Origin of the sequence: Vibrio vulnificus CMCP6 (genome assembly GCF_000039765.1) — a bacterium.
In the GTDB taxonomy this organism is placed as follows: Bacteria; Pseudomonadota; Gammaproteobacteria; order Enterobacterales; family Vibrionaceae; genus Vibrio; species Vibrio vulnificus_B.
Genome location: NC_004459.3, coordinates 3,037,163 through 3,057,291, shown reverse-complemented (window position 1 = coordinate 3,057,291; position 20,129 = coordinate 3,037,163). Strand labels below are relative to the sequence as shown.

17 protein-coding genes are annotated in these 20,129 nt (G+C 43.8%); 13 read left to right on the top strand and 4 right to left on the bottom strand.

Annotated elements, in window-relative coordinates:
• Positions 1–32: 32 nt before the first annotated feature.
• The 4 genes from VV1_RS14175 to VV1_RS14160 all read right to left on the bottom strand — a co-directional run bounded on the left by VV1_RS14175 (position 33) and on the right by VV1_RS14160 (position 6,078).
• On the bottom strand, positions 33–3,107 hold the full coding sequence (locus VV1_RS14175; protein ID WP_011080803.1) for an error-prone DNA polymerase: 3,075 nt from the start codon (positions 3,105–3,107) through the stop codon (positions 33–35).
• Between the two features lie 15 nt (positions 3,108–3,122).
• On the bottom strand, positions 3,123–4,520 hold the full coding sequence (locus tag VV1_RS14170; protein WP_011080802.1) for a Y-family DNA polymerase: 1,398 nt from the start codon (positions 4,518–4,520) through the stop codon (positions 3,123–3,125).
• Between the two features lie 2 nt (positions 4,521–4,522).
• Positions 4,523–5,206, bottom strand: coding sequence for a translesion DNA synthesis-associated protein ImuA (imuA, locus tag VV1_RS14165; RefSeq protein WP_011080801.1), 684 nt, complete (start codon positions 5,204–5,206; stop codon positions 4,523–4,525).
• Positions 5,207–5,334: 128 nt separating this feature from the next.
• The gene (locus VV1_RS14160) at positions 5,335–6,078 is read right to left on the bottom strand and encodes a YciK family oxidoreductase (RefSeq protein ID WP_011080800.1); all 744 of its coding nucleotides are present in this window, start codon (positions 6,076–6,078) and stop codon (positions 5,335–5,337) included.
• 130 nt (positions 6,079–6,208) lie between these two features.
• On the opposite strand from VV1_RS14160, the gene sohB reads away from it, so the two are divergent.
• From sohB to VV1_RS14095, 13 genes are all read left to right on the top strand, one after another.
• A complete protein-coding gene (gene sohB, locus VV1_RS14155) occupies positions 6,209–7,270 on the top strand; it encodes a protease SohB (protein WP_011080799.1) in 1,062 nt (353 codons plus the stop codon).
• Between the two features lie 192 nt (positions 7,271–7,462).
• Complete coding sequence (gene cmk, locus VV1_RS14150) at positions 7,463–8,143, top strand: (d)CMP kinase (protein ID WP_011080798.1); 681 nt, start codon at positions 7,463–7,465, stop codon at positions 8,141–8,143.
• 109 nt (positions 8,144–8,252) lie between these two features.
• Complete coding sequence (rpsA, locus tag VV1_RS14145) at positions 8,253–9,923, top strand: 30S ribosomal protein S1 (RefSeq protein ID WP_011080797.1); 1,671 nt, start codon at positions 8,253–8,255, stop codon at positions 9,921–9,923.
• Between the two features lie 250 nt (positions 9,924–10,173).
• Entirely contained in the window at positions 10,174–10,455 is a 282-nt protein-coding gene (ihfB, locus tag VV1_RS14140; RefSeq protein ID WP_011080796.1) for an integration host factor subunit beta, read from the top strand.
• A gap of 138 nt (positions 10,456–10,593) precedes the next feature.
• A complete protein-coding gene (locus VV1_RS14135) occupies positions 10,594–10,860 on the top strand; it encodes a LapA family protein (RefSeq protein ID WP_011080795.1) in 267 nt (88 codons plus the stop codon).
• A 15-nt stretch (positions 10,861–10,875) separates the two neighbouring features.
• Positions 10,876–12,045 carry a lipopolysaccharide assembly protein LapB gene (lapB, locus tag VV1_RS14130; protein WP_011080794.1) on the top strand — a complete coding sequence of 390 codons (1,170 nt, stop codon included), beginning with the start codon at positions 10,876–10,878 and terminating at the stop codon, positions 12,043–12,045.
• Between the two features lie 84 nt (positions 12,046–12,129).
• The gene (pyrF, locus tag VV1_RS14125) at positions 12,130–12,828 is read left to right on the top strand and encodes an orotidine-5'-phosphate decarboxylase (protein WP_011080793.1); all 699 of its coding nucleotides are present in this window, start codon (positions 12,130–12,132) and stop codon (positions 12,826–12,828) included.
• A 542-nt stretch (positions 12,829–13,370) separates the two neighbouring features.
• Complete coding sequence (locus tag VV1_RS14120; RefSeq protein WP_011080792.1) at positions 13,371–14,393, top strand: ABC transporter permease subunit; 1,023 nt, start codon at positions 13,371–13,373, stop codon at positions 14,391–14,393.
• Complete coding sequence (locus tag VV1_RS14115; RefSeq protein ID WP_011080791.1) at positions 14,393–15,436, top strand: ABC transporter permease; 1,044 nt, start codon at positions 14,393–14,395, stop codon at positions 15,434–15,436. The genes VV1_RS14120 and VV1_RS14115 overlap by 1 nt, the downstream gene beginning before the upstream one ends.
• A gap of 26 nt (positions 15,437–15,462) precedes the next feature.
• Positions 15,463–17,304 (top strand): extracellular solute-binding protein, encoded by a 1,842-nt coding sequence (locus VV1_RS14110; protein WP_011080790.1) that lies wholly within the window; start codon positions 15,463–15,465, stop codon positions 17,302–17,304.
• A gap of 18 nt (positions 17,305–17,322) precedes the next feature.
• Positions 17,323–18,189: an ABC transporter ATP-binding protein gene (locus tag VV1_RS14105; protein WP_011080789.1), complete on the top strand. Its 867-nt coding sequence runs from the start codon at positions 17,323–17,325 to the stop codon at positions 18,187–18,189.
• Positions 18,190–18,191: 2 nt separating this feature from the next.
• A complete protein-coding gene (locus VV1_RS14100) occupies positions 18,192–19,022 on the top strand; it encodes an ABC transporter ATP-binding protein (RefSeq protein ID WP_011080788.1) in 831 nt (276 codons plus the stop codon).
• Between the two features lie 230 nt (positions 19,023–19,252).
• Positions 19,253–20,119 (top strand): hypothetical protein, encoded by an 867-nt coding sequence (locus VV1_RS14095; protein ID WP_193387257.1) that lies wholly within the window; start codon positions 19,253–19,255, stop codon positions 20,117–20,119.
• Positions 20,120–20,129: the final 10 nt, after the last annotated feature.

The window sequence follows — 20,129 nt, the reverse complement described above, 5'->3', positions numbered from 1 at the left end:
TCCTTTTTTATTGCCTTTGGTTGGCATTTTTCTTAATGAAACTCACGAGATTTTGGGCTTAAACCCGACAGCTTCTCCGTCAGATCAATCAACCTCCCTGCGATCACATGTATGACGTCTCCTTCGCGCTCCAAAATGCCTTTCACCATTAACAGCCTCGCGGTTAAGTAGGCTTGCTTTTGTGCTCTTGAGGTTGCCTGCCAGACCACCACATTAATATTCCCAGTGTCGTCTTCGAGAGTGAAAAACGTGACACCAGCTGCGGTTCCGGGAGATTGTTTTCCGGTCACCAGTCCGATCACCGTCACCAATGAGCGATGAGAGCATTGGTTTAATTGGTTGGCGCGCGTAAAGCGTGTTAAGCCGCCCGCTTTTTCTAACATAGCAACGGGGTGCTCAGCCAGAGAGAGCCCTGTTGCCGCATAGTCTTCTAATACATTTTGATAATCGCTTGGCTTCGGTAAAGGGTTGTTGCTTATGCTGGGTAACGTTTGGAACAAAGGCAGTTCATCAAGGTTGTCCATCACCTGCCAGCGAGCCAAATAACGATTGTCCGCCAATTGATAAAAAGCATTGGCAGAGGCAAGGCTCTGGATATCTTTTGCCTGACGCAGGATTTGCTTCACTTCGCTTATGCATTGGTAGCCTTGTGCGGGTCGATGAGTCAGTAGGCGAGTGATGCCTTCGTGGCTTAACCCTTTGATCAGATTGAAACCAAGGCGAATGGCTAACTCGCCTGATGTTAACCTCACCAGTTGATGTTCTGCATTAGAGAAATTGACACAGATAGGTAGCACAGCAATACCATGCCTTTTGGCATCTTGCACCAGCTGGGATGGGCTATAAAAGCCCATGGGCTGGCTGTTGAGTAGGGCAGTATAAAACTCAGCGGGGTAGTAGTGTTTTAACCAAGCAGAGCAATAGGCTAAAACTGCGAAGGAAGCGGAGTGACTTTCTGGAAAACCGTATTCACCAAAGCCACAAATTTGCTCAAAGATACGTTCTGCAAAGTCTAACTCATAGCCTCTTTCCAACATGCCATTGATTAACTTTGTTTTGAACTTGAAGACGTGACCGTTTTTTTTCCATGCCGCCATAGCGCGGCGTAATTGATCGGCTTCTCCGCCGCTGAATCCCGCAGCCACCATCGCTAATTTAATCACTTGTTCTTGGAAAATCGGCACTCCGAGTGTTCGTTCCAATACTTCTTGGACGTGTACCGATGGATAACTAATCGGCTCCTCTCCATCACGTCTTTTAAGAAAAGGGTGGACCATATCACCTTGAATCGGGCCTGGGCGAACAATCGCAATCTGAATCACAAGATCGTAGTAACACGCTGGTTTAAGCCGTGGCAACATACTCATTTGTGCTCGAGATTCAATTTGAAAGACGCCGATAGTGTCGGCTTTTTGAATCATCTTGTAGACGGCTTGGTCATCTTGGCGGCGAGTAATGTCGGCAATAGAAAGTCGTTGTTGATGATGTTGCTCAATCGAGAGGAAGCACTTACGGATTGCGGTAAGCATACCAAGAGATAGAACATCGACTTTCAGTAACTTTAGGCTCTCAAGATCGTCTTTATCCCATTGGATAATGGTGCGCTCAGGCATGGCGGCATTCTCGACTGGAACCAGTTCGTATAGTGGCCCAGAAGAGATAACAAACCCACCAACATGCTGTGAAAGATGACGAGGAAAACCAATGATTTCTTCGACTAACTGAATAAAGTGTTGTCCTTTGAGTGAGTCGGGCTGCAAACCCAGTTCAACGAGCTGCGCTTGCCACCCAGCCTGGCGATCACGACGGTTGATGTTCTTCAAGAAAAAATCGAGCTGTGTTTCCTCGATACCCAAGGCTTTTCCTACCTGTCGAACGGCGCTTTTGAAACGATAGGAGATAACCGTCGCTGCCAGCGCAGCCCTTTGGCGACCGTACTTTTGATAGATATATTGAATGACTTCTTCACGTCGTTCGTGCTCGAAATCAACATCAATATCCGGTGGCTCGTCACGCTCTTTACTGATAAAACGCTCGAATAGTACCGCGATCTGTCTAGGGTCAACGGAGGTGATCTGTAAGCAATAGCAGACGACGGAATTGGCCGCAGACCCTCGCCCTTGGTAGAGAATGCCTTGCTGTTTGGCAAACATGACAATGTCATGGATAGTGAGGAAGAAAAATGGGTATTTTTGCTCTTTAATCAGAGCAAGCTCTTTTTGAATCGTTTGCTCGATAGCGTCGGGAACCCCTTCTGGAAAGCGCAATTTTTTGCCTTGTTCGACAAGGTGTTCGAGGTAAGAGTCGGGAGTATAGCCATCAGGAATCAACTCGCTTGGGTATTCATAACGTAAACTATCAAGGTCAAAACTGCATAGGCTGGCGATATACAGACTCTCTGCGAGCCACTGAGGTTTGAACAGCTTGCGGAGTTTCTTCTCCGAACGCAGAGACTGCTCTGCATTGGTCAATAACTGTGTGCCCAGTTGTTCTACCGTACAACCGTGACGAATGGCGGTGAGCGTGTGCTGTAGAGGTAATCGCTCGGGTCTGTGCATTAATACTCCACCGCAGGCTGTGATGGGCAAATCAAACTGGTTTGCCAATGTTTGGCAGTGGTGAAGGTAATGTTCATCATCATGGCGAAGATGGCGTTGTAAGCCAAGCCAAAGACGTGATTGTTGATAACGAGAAAGCCATGTTGCCCATTGTTCATCACTCGTTTGCCCTGTCGGAAGCCAGATGAGCAAGCAATGTTTTAGAGACATGACATCCCACTGTGACAGTTGGTATTGGCCTTTTTCACAACGTCGACGAGCGTTGGTGATGATTCGACATAATTCAGCGTAGGCTTCGCGGTTGGGGCAGAGCAAGACAAACTGACATTCTGTATTGAGTTTAAAAAAGCTGCCGACGATTTGTTTGACCGAAAGTTGATGTTGCTTAATGGCACTGTGTGCTCTTACGATGCCTGCCAGTGAGCACTCATCCGTGATCGCCAGCGAGTGGTAGCCTAAAAAATTCGCCTGCACGATGAGTTCTTCAGGGTGAGAAGCCCCCGTCAGAAAAGAGAAGTTGCTTTGGCAAAAGAGTTCAGCGTAAAACATAACGACCTTAATTGCTTAACAAAATAAACCGTGTAAAAACCACTGCTTTTTTTGATCGCGAAATACCCAAAGCCACTGGCCTTGCTCGGTTCTCGCAATGAAATAATCGCGCATGATCTCATCGCCATCCCACCAGCCACTGACAATACGTTCAGGGCCATGTATCAAAGAAACATGATGTTGCAAAGGCTCAGGAGCAGGGAGTAAAAAACTTGGGCGTAGTAGTCGGCATTCAATCTCTTCGCTTGGGGGTTCTGTTAATGTTGATTGGTAACGGGTTGCTTTTTCAGGTCTAGGATCATGATTCAAGCCCAAAGTGGCTATGGAATCTGCGCCTAATTTTGCTTGCAACAGTGAGTACAACTCGAGGCGAGAGAGTTGCCCTGTTCGATGAGAAAAGAGATCAGTAGGGTGAGCATTGGGCTCACCTTCCCGGATGACCTCTAGCTGCAGACGTGTAACGGGAGCCTGAAGAATCGTGGATTCTAACGTTAGAGCGGAGAGCTTTTGCCATTGTTGGCTACGATATTCACCTTGCGCGGAATGAAAAGAGATAGCCTTGCTTAAGTCATTACGTTGAAATAAGGTGAGTTGCAGCTCATGCGCGGTTTTATTACGAATGGTGAGATAGCTCTCTAACTGCCTAAATAGCTTCTCTAGCGGCTTTTCCAGCCATTGGACATTGTCTAACTCAAACAGCAGTTCTAACTCCTGTTTAAAACGAGAAGGTGGATGATAAAAGTCCACTGGGTGCTTGAGTTGACCAGTTAACTTTCCAATGTAATTAACCAGTTCGATATCGAAACGTCGTGCGAGCTCTTGTAAAGGAAGCGTCAGCAATGCATCGAATGTATGAATACCGATACGTTGCAGTTTTTCGATAGTGGTGGCTTTTAATTCGCTAAATGTGAGTGGGTGCTTTTTTACTTTTGTGAGTAGCTCAGTTTGGTTGTCGCTAATGAGCGGATGCCCTGCTTTGGCCAGTAATTTCGCCGATAGGGGAGAAAACCCCGTCGAAGCGTGGTAGCTGACTGCCAGTGTCGCTAGGTGCTCACTGAGAGTGTGCCAGTAATTATCAAGCCCTTGATAGAGATTCAGCATATGGCTGACACGAACCCATAGGCCACTCGGAGGATCTAACACGAGGTCTGCCGTCATAAAATAGAGCCATTGTGCGATCTCTTTGAGTTTGCGATGTTCCAACTTCTCATCATAAACAATGACTTGTAGCTGGGAGCAAAGAGTCGCAGCACTGGCTAATCCCATACCGACAGCCAGACCCGCATTTGAGGCCAAATCGTTTATTTGAAGCACTTGGTGTGACTGAGGATGCACCACAGCAAGAGGATGTTGTGTCACTAGCATAGAGTCTGTTTGCAGTCGAGGAAACGACAGATATAACCATAAATGCATGTTCACCCCTGCATAGCGACGGGAAAAGGAATGACAGTATGGTTTGGGATTTGGCTTGCCAGTGTCAGGTGGGGATACTGATTGTGGTAATCAATATCAACCGCTCCTTTTCCCCATCCTCCTCGGCGTTTTAAGAGTTCGACATGTATGCCGTGCTCGGTAGGCGAAAGACGCAGACTTAAGGACAGTGGTAAAGAAAGGCGATGTGATTGATAAGGGCGGAACATAAACAGTACACAACCCCCTTGCTCGCTAGCCACTTGTAAGCGTTTGACTTGGTGAATCTCCATCTCTTCTTGCCAAAGGAGCACGGTACGGCACACTCCGCTTTTTAGGCATTGCTCGGCGGCCCATAATGCTTCTTTGGTTGACACTGAATGGATCACGAGACAATTGGCTAAGGGAAAATCCATATTACGCCAAAAGGCGGCATTCAAAACTGCAGGGGGGTGGATCAGTACGATCAGATCCTGCTGCTGTTTAAGATAATTAGCCAGTAAGCGTAATTCACCGATGCCGAGTGCAGATTCCATTTCCACCACACCATGCTGTGGGAATCCACCGCCAAGCAGTTTATCTAATTCATCAATACCAGAAGTTTGGTAACAAGATTCATTAGCGCACCTTGTTGAATTTGCGTGCCAAATCAACTGTTGGTTTTTTAAGGTCTGAATGATGTTCTTCATAATAAAATACCTGTATATACATACAGTATATTTAACTAACAGAAAGGCGCAAGATTTTTATCGTACAGAAAATGAAAAAAGGCAGCGTTTGCTGCCTTTCTAATCGGTGGAAGTAACGAGAATCTGCGCTAGCGCTTTGGTTGTGCATCAATGCATTGGCCATTCACGTCGGTGGTTGCAGGATCCATTAAATGGAGATAAAGCGGCATCAAATCTGCGGGTGTTTTCAGTGTATTGGCATCCTCACCAGGGTAGGCTTTTTCACGCATGCGTGTGCGTGTGGCACCTGGATTAATAGCATTAACACGAATTGGAGAATTGCTGAATTCGTCGGCTAGGATCTGCATCATCCCTTCAACCGCAAATTTAGAAATGGCGTAGGTGCCCCAAAATGCGCGGCCAGAATGGCCTACGGTGGATGAGGTGAATATGATGCGACCTGCTTGTGCTTTACGCAGCAATGGCAATAACGCTTGGGTCATTAAAAATTCGGATTTGACGTTGATTTGTAAGATGTCATCAAAGTCTTCTTCGCTGATTTGATCGAAAGGACTTAAGGTACCCAAGACGCCTGCGTTATGCAGTAAACCGTCCAAGCGACCGAATTGGCCCTCAATGGTTTCAGACATATCGATGTAGTTTTGTTTGGTGGCACCTTTGAGATCAAGAGGAATGATTGCCGCTTGTGGGTAACCAGAGGCTTCTATTTCATCGTAGACGGATTCGAGGTTCTTAACGTTGCGCCCTAAGAGAATTACGGTGGCACCATGTTTTGCGTAGGTCAATGCAGCTTGACGACCGATGCCAGCACCAGCACCCGTCACCAGTATAACTTTATCTTTCAGGGCATCTGTAGAGATTGAATAATCCACTGTGCTCAATCCTTATATTTCTATTTGTTCTATCCTGCGTTGCAAAATCAAACAGATATGCAACGGAAAGTCTTGGTAATCGTGACAAGATGGTTACAATACACCAATTCACACTCTAGGGGATATTACATTGGAATTTTTATTAGATTACGGCTTGTTTTTAGCGAAAGTCGTTACCTTTATTGTGGCCGTTGTCGTGTTACTCATACTGGCCAAATCTGTGAGTGGAAAATCTTCCGCAATTAAAGGCGAGTTAGAAATTACGGACTTGTCGGAGTTGCACAAGAGCAATGTTGAACACTTAGAGCATTATCTTCACGATGAGGCTTATCTCAAAGCTCGTCATAAAGCGGAGAAAAAGGAAGAAAAAGAAAAAGATAAGCTGCGTGAAAAAGAGATAAAAAAAGCCGCCAAAGAAGGTAAGTTGGATCACAAGCGTGAACCGCATCTGTTTGTATTGGATTTCAATGGCAGTATCGATGCGAAAGAAGTGAAATCATTACGCGAAGAGATCACCGCCATTCTAGCCGTTGCAGGCGAAGGAGATGAAGTATTGCTGCGTTTAGAATCTGGCGGCGGCATGGTTCACGGTTATGGTTTGGCCTCGTCACAATTGGATCGTATTAAAGCCGCGGGATTACCGCTCACGATTGCAGTTGATAAAGTGGCGGCCAGTGGTGGTTATATGATGGCTTGTGTCGCGGATAAAATTGTTTCTGCTCCATTTGCCATCGTTGGCTCAATCGGTGTCATTGCCCAGATCCCAAACTTCAACAAGCTATTAAAGAAGCATGATATTGAGTTTGAACAAATGACCGCTGGTGAATACAAACGCACCTTAACCATGTTTGGTGAAAATACCGACAAAGCTCGTGAGAAATTTAAGCAAGAATTGGAAGAAACGCATGATCTGTTTAAAGATTTTATTCGTGAGCGTCGTCCTGAATTAGAGCTTGAAAAAGTCGCAACAGGGGAGCACTGGTTTGGAACGCAGGCCCATGCGTTAGGATTAGTGGATGACATTGCGACTTCTGATGATCTTATTGTTGCGGCATGCAAAGAAAAAACCGTGCTGGCAGTACATTATGTACAAAAGAAAAAACTGGCAGATAAACTAGCCGGTAGCGCGGCAAAAGTGGCAGACAGTGTGATTCTTAAACTGGCTGAGCGTGGACAAAAGCCCATTGTTTAATGCGTACGCACAGGCAGTCATCATTACGGCGAAGGTTCTTACTTTCGCCGTTTTTCATTGTGGTCAATAAGATCGTCGATGTAATCGATTACTTAGGGATTTCTCCTCGCCCCAATTAGCGATTCCCTTTATAATACGCGCCTCTGAAACTGGGTATTAACCCGAGAAAGAAAACAAAAGGTGGAGAAAAACATGTCGTCTCAGACTCCGGTAGTGACCGTAGATGGACCAAGTGGTGCGGGTAAAGGTACCCTTTGCATGCTGCTGTCAAAGAAACTCGGCTTTCAATTATTAGATTCTGGTGCGATCTACCGTGTATTAGCACTGGCTGCTATTCATCATGGCGTAGACACAGAGTCTGAAGATGCATTAGTCCCACTTGCCACCCATTTGGACGTACAGTTTGTTGCTGAAGGCGACTTGGTTAAAGTGATTCTTGAAGGCGAGGATGTCTCTAAAGAATTGCGTAAAGAAGAAACGGGCATGGCGGCTTCAAAAGTGGCAGCATTACCCCGTGTTCGTGAAGCTTTACTGCGTCGTCAAAGAGCATTTGAAGCGGCTCCTGGTTTGGTGGCCGATGGCCGTGATATGGGAACGGTTGTTTTTCCAAATGCCAAAGCCAAAATCTTTCTTGATGCGAGCGCGGAAGAACGTGCACATCGTCGCCTTAAACAGTTGCAAGATAAAGGGTTAGATGTTAGATTTGACGACCTTTTAAGCGAGATCCAAGAGCGTGACGATCGAGATCGTAACCGCCCAGTGGCACCATTACGCCCTGCTGAGGATGCGCTTGTGCTAGATTCCACCTCGATGAGTATCGACGAAGTGGTCGAAAAGGCACTACAATATATCGAATCTAAGCTGGCTGAGTAATTTCACTCAGGCAGGTAAGAACGTCGATCGCAAGGATGATGATTGGCGAAGTTAATAACCCCATGCGGTAGGATACCCATGGAAGTTTAATTTTTTGAAGATTAAATAAATGACTGAATCTTTTGCTCAACTCTTTGAAGAGTTTCTAAACGAGACTGAATTCCAACAAGGTACTATCGTTAAAGGTACTGTAGTAGCTATCGAAAACGGCTACGTTCTTGTTGACGCTGGTCTTAAGTCTGAGTCTGCAATTCCTGCTGAACAGTTCAAGAACGCTGCTGGCGAACTTGAAGTTGAAGTTGGTTCTGAAGTAGACGTTGCTCTGGACGCTGTAGAAGACGGTTTCGGTGAAACTCAACTTTCTCGTGAGAAAGCGAAGCGTCACGAAGCTTGGATCGTTCTTGAGAAAGCTTACGAAGAAGCTGCAACTGTTGTTGGTATCATCAACGGTAAAGTTAAAGGCGGTTTCACTGTTGAACTAAACGGTATCCGTGCTTTCCTTCCAGGTTCTCTAGTAGACGTACGTCCTATCCGTGACACTGCTCACCTAGAAAACAAAGAGCTAGAGTTCAAAGTAATCAAGCTTGACCAGAAGCGTAACAACGTAGTTGTATCTCGCCGCGCAGTTATCGAATCTGAAAGCACAGTAGAACGTGACGAGCTTCTAGAAACTCTACAAGAAGGTTCTGAAGTTAAAGGTATCGTTAAGAACCTAACTGACTACGGTGCGTTCGTAGATCTAGGTGGCGTTGACGGTCTTCTACACATCACTGATATGGCGTGGAAGCGCGTTAAGCACCCATCTGAAATCGTTAACGTTGGTGACGAGATCCTAGTTAAAGTTCTTAAGTTCGATCGTGACCGCACTCGCGTTTCACTAGGTCTTAAGCAGCTAGGTGAAGATCCATGGGTAGCAATCGCTAAGCGTTACCCAGAAGGTCACAAACTATCTGGTCGCGTAACTAACCTAACTGACTACGGCTGTTTCGTTGAAATCGAAGAAGGCGTTGAAGGTCTAGTACACGTTTCTGAAATGGATTGGACTAACAAGAACATCCACCCATCTAAAGTTGTTAATGTTGGCGACGAAGTTGAGGTTATGGTTCTTGAAATCGACGAAGAACGTCGTCGTATCTCTCTAGGTCTGAAACAGTGTAAAGCTAACCCATGGCAGTCATTCGCTGAAGCTCAAGCTAAAGGCGATAAAGTAACTGGTAAGATCAAGTCAATCACTGACTTCGGTATCTTCATCGGTCTAGACGGTGGTATCGACGGTCTTGTTCACCTATCTGACATTTCTTGGAACGTAGCTGGCGAAGAAACGGTTCGCGAATTCAAGAAAGGCGACGAAATCTCTGCAGTAGTTCTAGCAGTAGACGCAGAGCGTGAGCGTATCTCTCTAGGCATCAAGCAAATGGAAAACGACCCATTCAATGCTTACGTTGCTGACAACAAGAAAGGTGCTCTAGTTAACGGTACTGTAACTGCAGTTGACGCTAAAGGCGCAACTATCGAGCTAGAAGATGGCGTAGAAGGTTACATCCGCGCGTCTGAAGTTTCACGTGACCGCGTTGAAGACGCAACACTGATCCTAAGCGTTGGTGATAAAGTTGAAGCGAAATTTACTGGTGTTGACCGTAAGAACCGTGTAATCAACCTTTCAATCAAAGCGAAAGACGAAGCTGAAGAGCAAGAAGCAATGGCAAGCATCAACAAAGCTGACGAAGCTGCGTTTGGTAATGCTATGGCTGACGCTTTCAAAGCAGCTAAAGGCGAATAATAGACGTCTTAAAAAAGGAGCCGAAAGGCTCCTTTTTTTTACACGAAAGTCTGCTATAAGTTTTAATGGTGAATGTAGTAGTAATTCCACTGAATATTGCCGCTTAGCTTTTAGCTGGGGCTTAAATGAAATTTCCCCAAAAGGATTACATCCAAGTAGCGGATTTTTCACTACAATTTGTAGCAAGTATTTGGTGTAATTGATATTACTTACTATAATAAGTGATAAAAATGACTCGAAGAGGGAAACTATGACTAAGTCTGAACTGATTGAAAGACTCTGCGCTGAACAGACACATCTTTCAGCCAAAGAGATAGAAGATGCTGTCAAAGATATTTTGGAGCATATGGCTTCAACCTTAGAAAGCGGTGATCGTATCGAGATTCGTGGTTTCGGTAGTTTCTCGCTTCATTACCGTGAACCGCGTGTTGGTCGTAACCCAAAGACTGGCGATAAAGTGGAACTAGAAGGTAAATACGTACCGCACTTCAAGCCTGGTAAAGAGTTGCGCGAGCGCGTAAACATTGGCTGATTTACATAAATCGTGATTTAAAAGCGGCATACCTAGAGTATGCCGCTTTTTTATCGTCAGATAATTGTTATTATCCGTGGTCGGCAGGTGGGTTTTCCTGCATAATTGTATCGGCTGATATCTTCAAGGTGATGACAGATGAAAATTATAAAAATCATTGCTGTAATAGCTCTCTTTCTTATTGCACTGGCGTTAGGTTCTCAGAATCAAGAAGTTGTTACTTTCAACTACTTACTGGCAAAAGGGGATTTTCATTTGTCCACTTTGCTGGGCGGTGTGTTTGTCGCAGGCTTTGCATTAGCATGGGCTATTTTTGCTAGCTTGCAGTTTAAGATGCGATTAAAAATCAGAAAGCTAAACAAACAGATCAAAAAGCAAAGCACACAGGTCGAAAAACAAGCGTAAGGGCGAATCGGTTTAATGCTTGAATTACTCTTCTTGTTACTTCCTATTGCCGCTGCGTATGGTTGGTATATGGGCCATCGCAGTGCACAGGATGACAAGCAGAAGCACTCCAATCAGATCTCTCAACAATATGTGACGGGGCTGAACTTACTGCTGTCTGATCAATCGGACAAAGCGGTAGATCACTTTATTGAGTTGCTTCAAGTCGATAACGACACGATTGATACTCATCTGGCATTAGGAAATCTCTTCCGTTCTAGAGGGGAAGTTGATCGCGCCATTCGCATACATCAAAATTTGATCTCTCGTTCCGGCTTGACCATTGAACAAAAAAACATCGCGCTACAACAGTTGGCGAAAGACTATATGGTGTCGGGTTTTCTGGACCGCGCGGAAAAAATATTCGAGCAGTTAGTTGAAGAGCCGGAACATCGTGATGCCGCTTTACAGCAATTAGTCTTAATCTACCAGCAGACACGAGAGTGGGATAAAGCGATTCACTATGCACACCTGTTAGTAAAGACGGGGAAAAAATCGATTAGAAAAAACATCGCCCATTATTGGTGTGAGCTAGCGATGTTAGAACAAGCGGATGGCAATAAAACCAAGTCCATCAGCCATTTCAAAAAAGCACTGCAAGAAGATCCTAAATGTGTTAGAGCATCGATTTCTCTTGGACGTATTTACCTCGAGATGGAAGAATATCGCAAGACGATCGAGTATCTGGAACATGTTCTAGAACAAGATGCGGATTTCGTTAGTGAAGCGTTGCCTATTCTTGCTGAGTGTTACCACCATCTAGGTCAAGAAGATCAACTTGTCGAATTTCTGCGCGCGTGTATTAGTAAAAAAGCAGGTGTGTCTGCTGAGCTAATGCTGGCCCAATTGGTTGCACATCACGAGAGTGTTGGTGCAGCTCAAGAGTTGTTAACAAGACAATTAATTAAAAACCCGACTATGAAAGGTTTTTATAGATTGATGGATTATCATCTTGCAGAAGCGGAAGATGGAAGGGCCAAAGAAAGCTTGACGACGCTGCAGGCAATGGTCGGAGAACAGCTTAAAATTAAGCCTCATTACCGATGTCGAAAATGTGGCTTTTCTACGCATTCCCTTTATTGGCATTGTCCTTCCTGTAAAGGGTGGGGGACGATCAAGCCAATCCGAGGATTGGATGGCGAATAGTTTCAATGCAGCTGACAGAGTTTCTGTCAGCTGCATTTTTTTAACATTTTATTTAATAAGAACCAAAAACAGTTAGGAGATGAAATGATCGACCAAAAAGTTATTGTCGCACTGGATTACGATAATCAAGCCGATGCACTGGCCTTCGTAGATAGAATTGATCCTGCGTCATGTCGCCTAAAAGTAGGCAAGGAAATGTTTACTCTATTTGGTCCTGATTTCGTACGTGAACTTCACAAACGTGGTTTTTCTGTATTTCTAGATCTGAAGTTTCACGATATCCCAAATACATGCTCAAAAGCCGTTCGAGCAGCAGCTGAGTTGGGTGTCTGGATGGTGAATGTACATGCAAGTGGTGGTGAACGCATGATGACAGCATCTCGTGAGATTCTTGAACCTTATGGTAAAGATCGCCCGTTACTGATTGGTGTGACCGTACTCACCAGCATGGAGCAAAGCGACCTAGCAGGCATTGGTTTGGACGTTGCACCACAAGAACACGTGATTCGCTTAGCTACGTTGACGAAGAATTCTGGTTTGGATGGTGTTGTGTGTTCTGCTCAAGAATCCTCTCTGCTGAAGAATGAGCTGGGCAAAGAGTTTAAATTGGTTACGCCAGGTATTCGCCCGCTCGGCTCAGAACAAGGAGATCAACGTCGTATCATGACACCACTTGAAGCGGTACAAGCAGGTTCTGATTACCTTGTTATCGGACGGCCAATTACGCAGGCAGTAGATCCTGCGGCAGTCTTGCAAGCTATAAATACAAGCCTAACCAAATAGCTTGAGCTCATAGATTGATACTTATGCTGTTTTTATTGTGATACTTGTCGCAAAATAAATGGCGCGTTATGAAAATATTTATATTGAATTTTTATGCACTCTTTGTGACTATCAAAGAGTGCATTTTTATTTGATAGGGCAAGTAAAATCAAATGACTTTTGGATTGTTGAGTTTTCTATTGGTTCGGTGAATGGGTTTGTTATGCGGTAAAGTGAATGGGAGTCGACTATCTATGCATGTTTGTATCCGTAACGCGCTCTATATTAGAAAAGCCGAATTTGATATCACCCTAACATTTGGTTTTTAATTGATGCTTGTGTGTTAATTATTCGTAATCATAACCACACTTTCATACGTTTTACCGTGTGATTGACTAAAAAATATATGTAAGACTGAGCGTTCAAATGTTGCGGATTGTAACTGAGAACGTACTTATTGATACTTTTGTGATTATATATCATCAGAAGTTATCGTTTGGCCGCAACAAGGTCGTTGTGGTCTTAAGGCAATCAATTTGTCACAGCATGGAGTTAGAGCGTAGGTGTTATCTTATATCCTCAGACGTATGGCGTTAATCGTGCCGACGTTTCTTGGCATTACCATCTTAATTTTTGCCATTACCCGTTTTGTGCCTGGTGGCCCTGTAGAGCGTATGCTGGCAAGCATGCATTCTGGCAGTGATAGCGCTACGGTCAGTGTCGCTGGTAACAATTCGGCCCTTTCCGAAGATCAAATGGCAGAGCTAAACGCTTTCTACGGTTTAGATAAACCAGTTGTTGAAGCTTATTGGGATTGGTTGACTCGTCTTCTTGTCTTAGATTTCGGTGAATCCACACGCTATTATGAGCCTGTTGGGACTATGATCGCAGAGCGTCTTCCTGTTTCCTTATTTTATGGCGGCATGACGTTTTTTATCAGTTATTTTATTTCCATACCCTTAGGTTATTACAAAGCTATAAAGCACGGTTCTGTTTTTGACTCTGCATCATCGATAATGATTTTTGTTGGTTATGCTTTGCCTGGTTATGTTGTTGGCGTATTTTTGATCACCGTTTTTGCCTATAACCTTGAATGGTTTCCTATGGGTGGTTTTGTCGGCGATGACTTTGACGACTATGAAACCTTCTGGCTTCAATTTAAAGATATTATGTGGCACGCAGTCTTGCCGCTTATTTGTTATTTGATTGGCGACTTTGCGACGTTAACAATGACGATGAAGAATAGTTTAATGGAAAACCTTTCTTCAGATTATATTCGTACCGCGATTTCTAAGGGGCTGCCTTTTAAAAAAGCAGTGAAAAAGCATGCTTTGCAAAATAGCTTAATTCCAATCGCAAGTCATTTTGGTAATTCTCTATTGTTCTTTATGACAGGTTCATTTTTGATCGAAGTTATTTTTAATATCGATGGTATAGGGCTTCTTGGTTACGAATCTATTATTGAGCGTGATTACCCCGTTGTAATGGGTATTGTTGCTATTAATGCTGTTATGTTGATGGTGGGCAATATTCTTTCAGATCTTTGTGTGGCATTAACTGACCCACGAGTAAGGTTTGGTGCCTGATGTTTACTGTAAGCCCATTAACTCAAAAGAAAATTAAGGCGTTCAAGAATATTAAACGTGGCTATTGGTCATTTATTGTTCTCGCTACTTTACTGGTTCTGTCTCTATTCGCTGAGTTATTAGTTAATAGCAAAGCTCTTATCGTAAAGTACCAAGGGGATTGGTTTTTCCCTGTGATTAGTGATGTACGTTCAGGAACAGATTTCGGTTTGGATTATGCTAGTGAAGCGGATTATCGTGTGCTGCAGAAAAAGTTTGCCCAAGCGGATGAAGGCAACTTTGTACTCATGCCAATTGTTCCTTGGAATCCGTACGAACAAGATTTCTCGGGTGACTTTCCTCCAACCGCGCCCAATGCAGAGACGAAGCATTATCTAGGGACTGATGTCATCGGACGAGATATTTTAGCGCGCTTGGTGTATGGCTTTAGAACTGCGATGGGATTTGCGCTAGTTACGATGGCGATATCCTATGCGATTGGCACCGTAGTCGGTTGTGCAATGGGATTCTTTGGTGGCAAGTTTGATCTGTTCGTCCAAAGGCTGATTGAAATATGGTCTATGGTGCCGTTCCTCTATGTCATTATGATTCTCGTTTCTATCACCCAACCAACCTTCGCGTTATTTGTCGCTATAAACGTGTTATTTGGCTGGATGGGGATGACTTGGTACATGCGTACCATGACATATAAAGAATCTGCTCGAGAATATGTCATGGCTGCGAAAGCGCTAGGTGCCTCGACTATGCGAATTCTATTGCACCATATTTTGCCGAATACAATGGTGATGATAGTAACCCTAGCTCCGTTCACCATTGCGGGTAACATTACAGCGCTAACCGCTTTAGACTATTTAGGGCTAGGCCTAATGCCACCAACACCAAGTTGGGGTGAATTATTACAACAAGGTAAATCGAACTTAGACTCTCCTTGGATCGTGTCATCTGTCGTTACGTCTATCGTAGCGGTATTAGTTATGGTGACTTTTATTGGTGAAGCAATTCGCGCAGCCTTTGATCCAAAGAAATTTACTCGATACGTATAAGTATCAGTTTCAAGGAAGATACACAGATGCAATACACAAAAGTAAGTCTCGCTACATTAGCCGCTTTGTCTGCTTTGAGTTTTCAGACATTCGCACAATCTCTGCCTAGTGACCTTAATTGGTTAACGAATAAAAACGAGCCGCTATTTGCTTCAGAAGAGGCCAAACGTGGCGGTACGCTAACGACCTATATGGTGAGTTTTCCTCAGACACTGAGAAGTGTTGGTCCTGATGCTAACTCTGGTTTACGCCATTACTTCATGGATGGCGCGCCAAAACTCGCGCAGCGTCACCCTAATACAGGCAAATGGATTCCTCAATTAGCAGACTCTTGGGCTTTTGATGCGGACAACAAAACCGTCTACTTCAAGCTGGATAAGAACGCAAAGTGGTCTGATGGTGAAAGTGTTACCGCCGACGATTATGTGTTTATGATGAAGTATTATCAGTCAAAGGACATCATCGACCCTTGGTATAACGATTTCTTCACCAACAGCATAAAAGAAGTTGTCAAGTATGACGACTACACCATTGCTATCAAAACGGCCACTGCGCAGAGTGATGATGCTTTAATGGTGCTGATCAACATGCCAAGTAATGGTGTGCAACCTCGTCCTGAGCACTTTTTTAAAGGCACTAAAGACGACAATAAAGATGGTATGCCAGACAACTTTGTTCGTGCATTTAACTTTAAGGCAGAACCCACTACAGCCGCTTATTACATGGACAATGTAGAAAAAGGCAAACGCGTTACTTTTAAGCACGTTGGCGAGGATTGGTGGGGCTACAGTAATCGCTATTATCAAAACCGCTACAATGTTGACAAAGTTCGCATCAATGTCATTCGTGATCAAGATATTGCCTTGAAACATTTCGAAAAAGGCAGTCTTGATTTCTTCGATATGATTCTACCAGAGTATTGGCACAGCAAAGCCGATTCTGAAGGCTTTGAGAAAGGGTATATCCAGAAGTTTTGGGGTTACAACCAAGCTCCACAGGGCGCTGGTGGTTTGTGGATGAATACTGCTATGCCGCTACTGGATGACATCAATGTTCGTAAGGGGATCATGCTTTCAACAGACTATGACGGTATGATCACGAACATCATGCGTGGCGATTATTCCCGTAAGCCTCATGGTCTTGGTTTCGGTCACGGACAATATGACAAACCAGACAATAAAGCACCTGAATTTGATGCAGAAAAAGCCATCGCATATTTTGAGAAAGCAGGCTTCGACAAAATCGGTGCTGATGGTATTCGCGTGAACGAAAAAGGGCAAAGATTGTCTTTTGCCATTACTTACGGCTACCAATCGTGGACTCCTCGAATCGCCTTCTTAAAAGAGCAAGCTAAACTAGCTGGCTTGGAGTTTACTTTGAACCTGGTGGATGGCTCTTCAGCCTTTAAATACATCCTTGAAAAGAAACATCAACTGGCATTTCTCAACATGGGCTCAGGTGAAATCCCTGCATATTGGGAATATTTGCATTCAGACAATGCCAATAAACCTCAAACCAACGCTCATACCAATTACAGCAGTCCTGAGTTAGATAAGTTGATCGAAGCATACGATGCTGAATTTGACCAAGAGAAACGTTTTGCACTTTCTCACCAAATTCAAGAGTACGTAGCAGAAGCCAATATTATTGTCCCTGGTTACATGGTTCCTTACACCCGCGCAGTTCATTGGCGTTGGTTGAAAACACCTCAAACAGCAATGACTAAGGCGACAGAAAACATCTTCCATCCAATGGATATCGGAAATTTCTGGATCGATAAAGAGCTCAAAAAGGAAACTGAGAAAGCGATGAAGTCAGGTAAGACATTCCCGAAAGTTGCCGTTGTTGATGACAGATACAAGATGTAATTAGGTAGGATCAGGAAGATGAACAGTGAAGTAGTTCTAAGCGTTAAAAACTTAGAGACTGAGTTTCAAACGGATGATGGTGCTGTACAAGTACTCCACGGTGTAAGTTTTGATGTAAAAAAAGGACGTACACTAGGTTTGGTTGGCGAATCCGGATGCGGGAAAAGTGTCACGTCCATGTCTATCATGGGCTTGCTACCTAAGCCGTATGGACGAGTTATTGGTGGCGAAATCCTCTATCGAGGCAAAGATCTCGTCACTCTTCCAGCGGATGAAATGTATGCCATGCGTGGCGATCGTATTTCGATCATCTTCCAAGATCCTATGACAGCACTCAATCCTGTCCATACGGTAGGTAAGCAGCTTATGGAAGTATTGAAGCTTCATCGACCTGATTTGGATAGAAAAGCCCGTCGTGAACAGGCGTTGGAAATGTTGAAAAAAGTTCGCATCCCAATGCCTGAAAAGCGCTTAGATGAGTACCCACATAATTTATCTGGTGGTATGAGACAGCGAGTCATGATCGCAATGGCGTTGGCTTGCAAGCCTGAGATCCTGATTTGCGACGAACCCACAACCGCTCTAGATGTTACCGTTCAGGCCTCAATTTTGGAGTTGATTAACGAACTGCAAGAAGAAACCGGCATGGCGGTTATCTTTATTACCCATGATCTCGGTGTCGTTGCGGAGATATGTGATGATGTAGCGGTCATGTATGGCGGCAAGATAGTCGAATATGCCGATGTTTTTGAATTGTTTGATGCCCCTAAACACCCTTATACAGAACGGTTGATGGGATTGATGCCAAGTTTAGAGCATGAACCTAAACAATTGATCGAAATTAAGCCGATTGACGTTTCAAAATTTCCTGAGTTTCGAGGTTAATTATGGATGAGATACTGAGAATCGAAGGATTGAAGCAACACTTTGTTTCAGGGAAAAAACTTTTTTCCAAGGGATATACCGTAAAAGCCGTTGACGGTGTTTCCTTAACAGTGAAACGAGGAGAAACTTTAGGTCTTGTTGGCGAGTCGGGGTGTGGGAAAAGCACGCTTGGTCGCACTATTCTCAAGCTATTTGAGCCAACAGACGGAAAGATCTTCTTTGAAGGACGTGATATTACGAAACTCTCTGCAAAAGAGATGCGTCCTTTGCGTAAAGAGATGCAAATTGTCTTTCAAGATCCACTTGAGTCGTTAAATCAGCGACATACGATAGGTATGATTTTGGAAGAGCCTTTCATTATTCACAAAGTAGGAACGCAGCAAGAAAGAAAGCAATGGGTATTGGAGTTACTCGAGAAGGTGGGGCTCCCTGCGAACGCGATCAATCGGTATCCACATGAATTCTCCGGTGGACAGCGTCAACGTATTGGTATCGCAAGAGCGATTGCATTAAAACCCAAGCTGCTTATCTGTGATGAATCGGTTTCCGCGCTCGATGTCTCTGTCCAAGCGCAAATCATTAACTTGCTTTTAAAATTACAGCAAGAAATGAACTTAGCCATTATCTTTATTTCACACGATTTATCAGTAGTGAGACAAGTGTCAGATAATGTTGCAGTGATGTATTTTGGTGAAATCGTGGAGTATGGTAAATCAGTAGAGCTATACAATAATCCACAAAATGACTACACAAAAAAATTGCTTTCAGCGATACCAATAACGCATCCAAAATACAGAGTTAAAAAAAGAGAAGTGACTCGAAAAATATCATAATTTGTTACATATAGAAAAAGTGAATTTTTTAGAATTTAATATTATTTTCTATAAAGTAGCACAAGCGTTAAATTGAAAAATAAATATGGAATTTAACCGTAAAGAGAACTCTTTACGGTTAATAGGCTTATCGGAACAATTTGTTACGAAGGACACGTGCAAATGTAATTCGGTAAACCGTTTAACTTAAGTTTATTCAAATAAACTTAAATCTCATGGAAGTTAACAATATGCAGCACACAACAAAGTGGAAGATAACGCCGCTCGCTATTCTATTAGGTGCATTATTTTCTTCTTCTATATATGCAGAAGAAAATAGTCAAACTAATGGCGAAAGCAACACGGAATCGACCTCAGAAGCACAGTCTTCGTGTATTTGGTGTAATGTCAGCGGTTCTGCTTCACTTGCCTATGACAGTAATCTATACGACACGAATGATTATCGCTCGGTTAGAAACTTTTCATGGAATGGAACTCTTAACTACAAGTTATCAAATAAGACTGGCCTATATTTTTCTACAGGTGGCTATAGAGCCTTAGAAGATAAAGTCGGTACTTATGCAACAGACTCTGTTTTTGGAGCAAGTTACTCCAATATCTACGAGTTTGGTGAGACAGGTAAGATAGGGTTAAGTGGCCAGCTAACCATTCCTACGTCAGAAATATCACAAGACACCAAGCTATATACAGCGATTCGGATATCAACCCCAATTCGTTTTCAAATGCTAGGCGGAAATTATTCCGTTACGCCTAGAGTGAGAAAAAACTTTTACAAGTATGAAACCATGAATGGCCGAGTTTTAACCGAATGGGTTTACTCCATCTCTGTAGGCGGTAGTTATAGTTTTGATGATCTAACGATTGGAGCTTCGGCTTTAGGCGGTAATGGCATGAGTTACAAAGGAACTCGCAGTCGTCAGTTTACTTATGGGGCGTCAGCATATGCCTCATATGGGATTACTGATAACTGGTCTACGTCATTCACGGTATCAACGGCAGGTTTCTATTCAGACGCAGAGCGAGGAACGCTAGGCAATATCGATTTGTTCGATACTGATAAAGCGACCTATATTGCACAACTAACGTTCTCTTTCTAGGGAAAAAAAT

What these genes read in the sequence shown, in the direction of transcription:
- imuA (WP_011080801.1), bottom strand. Translation starts at nt 5,206, where the DNA reads ATGAAGAACATCATTCAGACCTTAAAAAACCAACAGTTGATTTGGCAC.
- VV1_RS14100 (WP_011080788.1), top strand. Translation starts at nt 18,192, where the DNA reads ATGGATGAGATACTGAGAATCGAAGGATTGAAGCAACACTTTGTTTCA.
- cmk (WP_011080798.1), top strand. Translation starts at nt 7,463, where the DNA reads ATGTCGTCTCAGACTCCGGTAGTGACCGTAGATGGACCAAGTGGTGCG.
- VV1_RS14170 (WP_011080802.1), bottom strand. Translation starts at nt 4,520, where the DNA reads ATGCATTTATGGTTATATCTGTCGTTTCCTCGACTGCAAACAGACTCT.
- lapB (WP_011080794.1), top strand. Translation starts at nt 10,876, where the DNA reads ATGCTTGAATTACTCTTCTTGTTACTTCCTATTGCCGCTGCGTATGGT.
- VV1_RS14105 (WP_011080789.1), top strand. Translation starts at nt 17,323, where the DNA reads ATGAACAGTGAAGTAGTTCTAAGCGTTAAAAACTTAGAGACTGAGTTT.
- ihfB (WP_011080796.1), top strand. Translation starts at nt 10,174, where the DNA reads ATGACTAAGTCTGAACTGATTGAAAGACTCTGCGCTGAACAGACACAT.
- pyrF (WP_011080793.1), top strand. Translation starts at nt 12,130, where the DNA reads ATGATCGACCAAAAAGTTATTGTCGCACTGGATTACGATAATCAAGCC.
- VV1_RS14095 (WP_193387257.1), top strand. Translation starts at nt 19,253, where the DNA reads ATGCAGCACACAACAAAGTGGAAGATAACGCCGCTCGCTATTCTATTA.
- VV1_RS14110 (WP_011080790.1), top strand. Translation starts at nt 15,463, where the DNA reads ATGCAATACACAAAAGTAAGTCTCGCTACATTAGCCGCTTTGTCTGCT.
- VV1_RS14115 (WP_011080791.1), top strand. Translation starts at nt 14,393, where the DNA reads ATGTTTACTGTAAGCCCATTAACTCAAAAGAAAATTAAGGCGTTCAAG.
- VV1_RS14135 (WP_011080795.1), top strand. Translation starts at nt 10,594, where the DNA reads ATGAAAATTATAAAAATCATTGCTGTAATAGCTCTCTTTCTTATTGCA.
- rpsA (WP_011080797.1), top strand. Translation starts at nt 8,253, where the DNA reads ATGACTGAATCTTTTGCTCAACTCTTTGAAGAGTTTCTAAACGAGACT.
- VV1_RS14175 (WP_011080803.1), bottom strand. Translation starts at nt 3,107, where the DNA reads ATGTTTTACGCTGAACTCTTTTGCCAAAGCAACTTCTCTTTTCTGACG.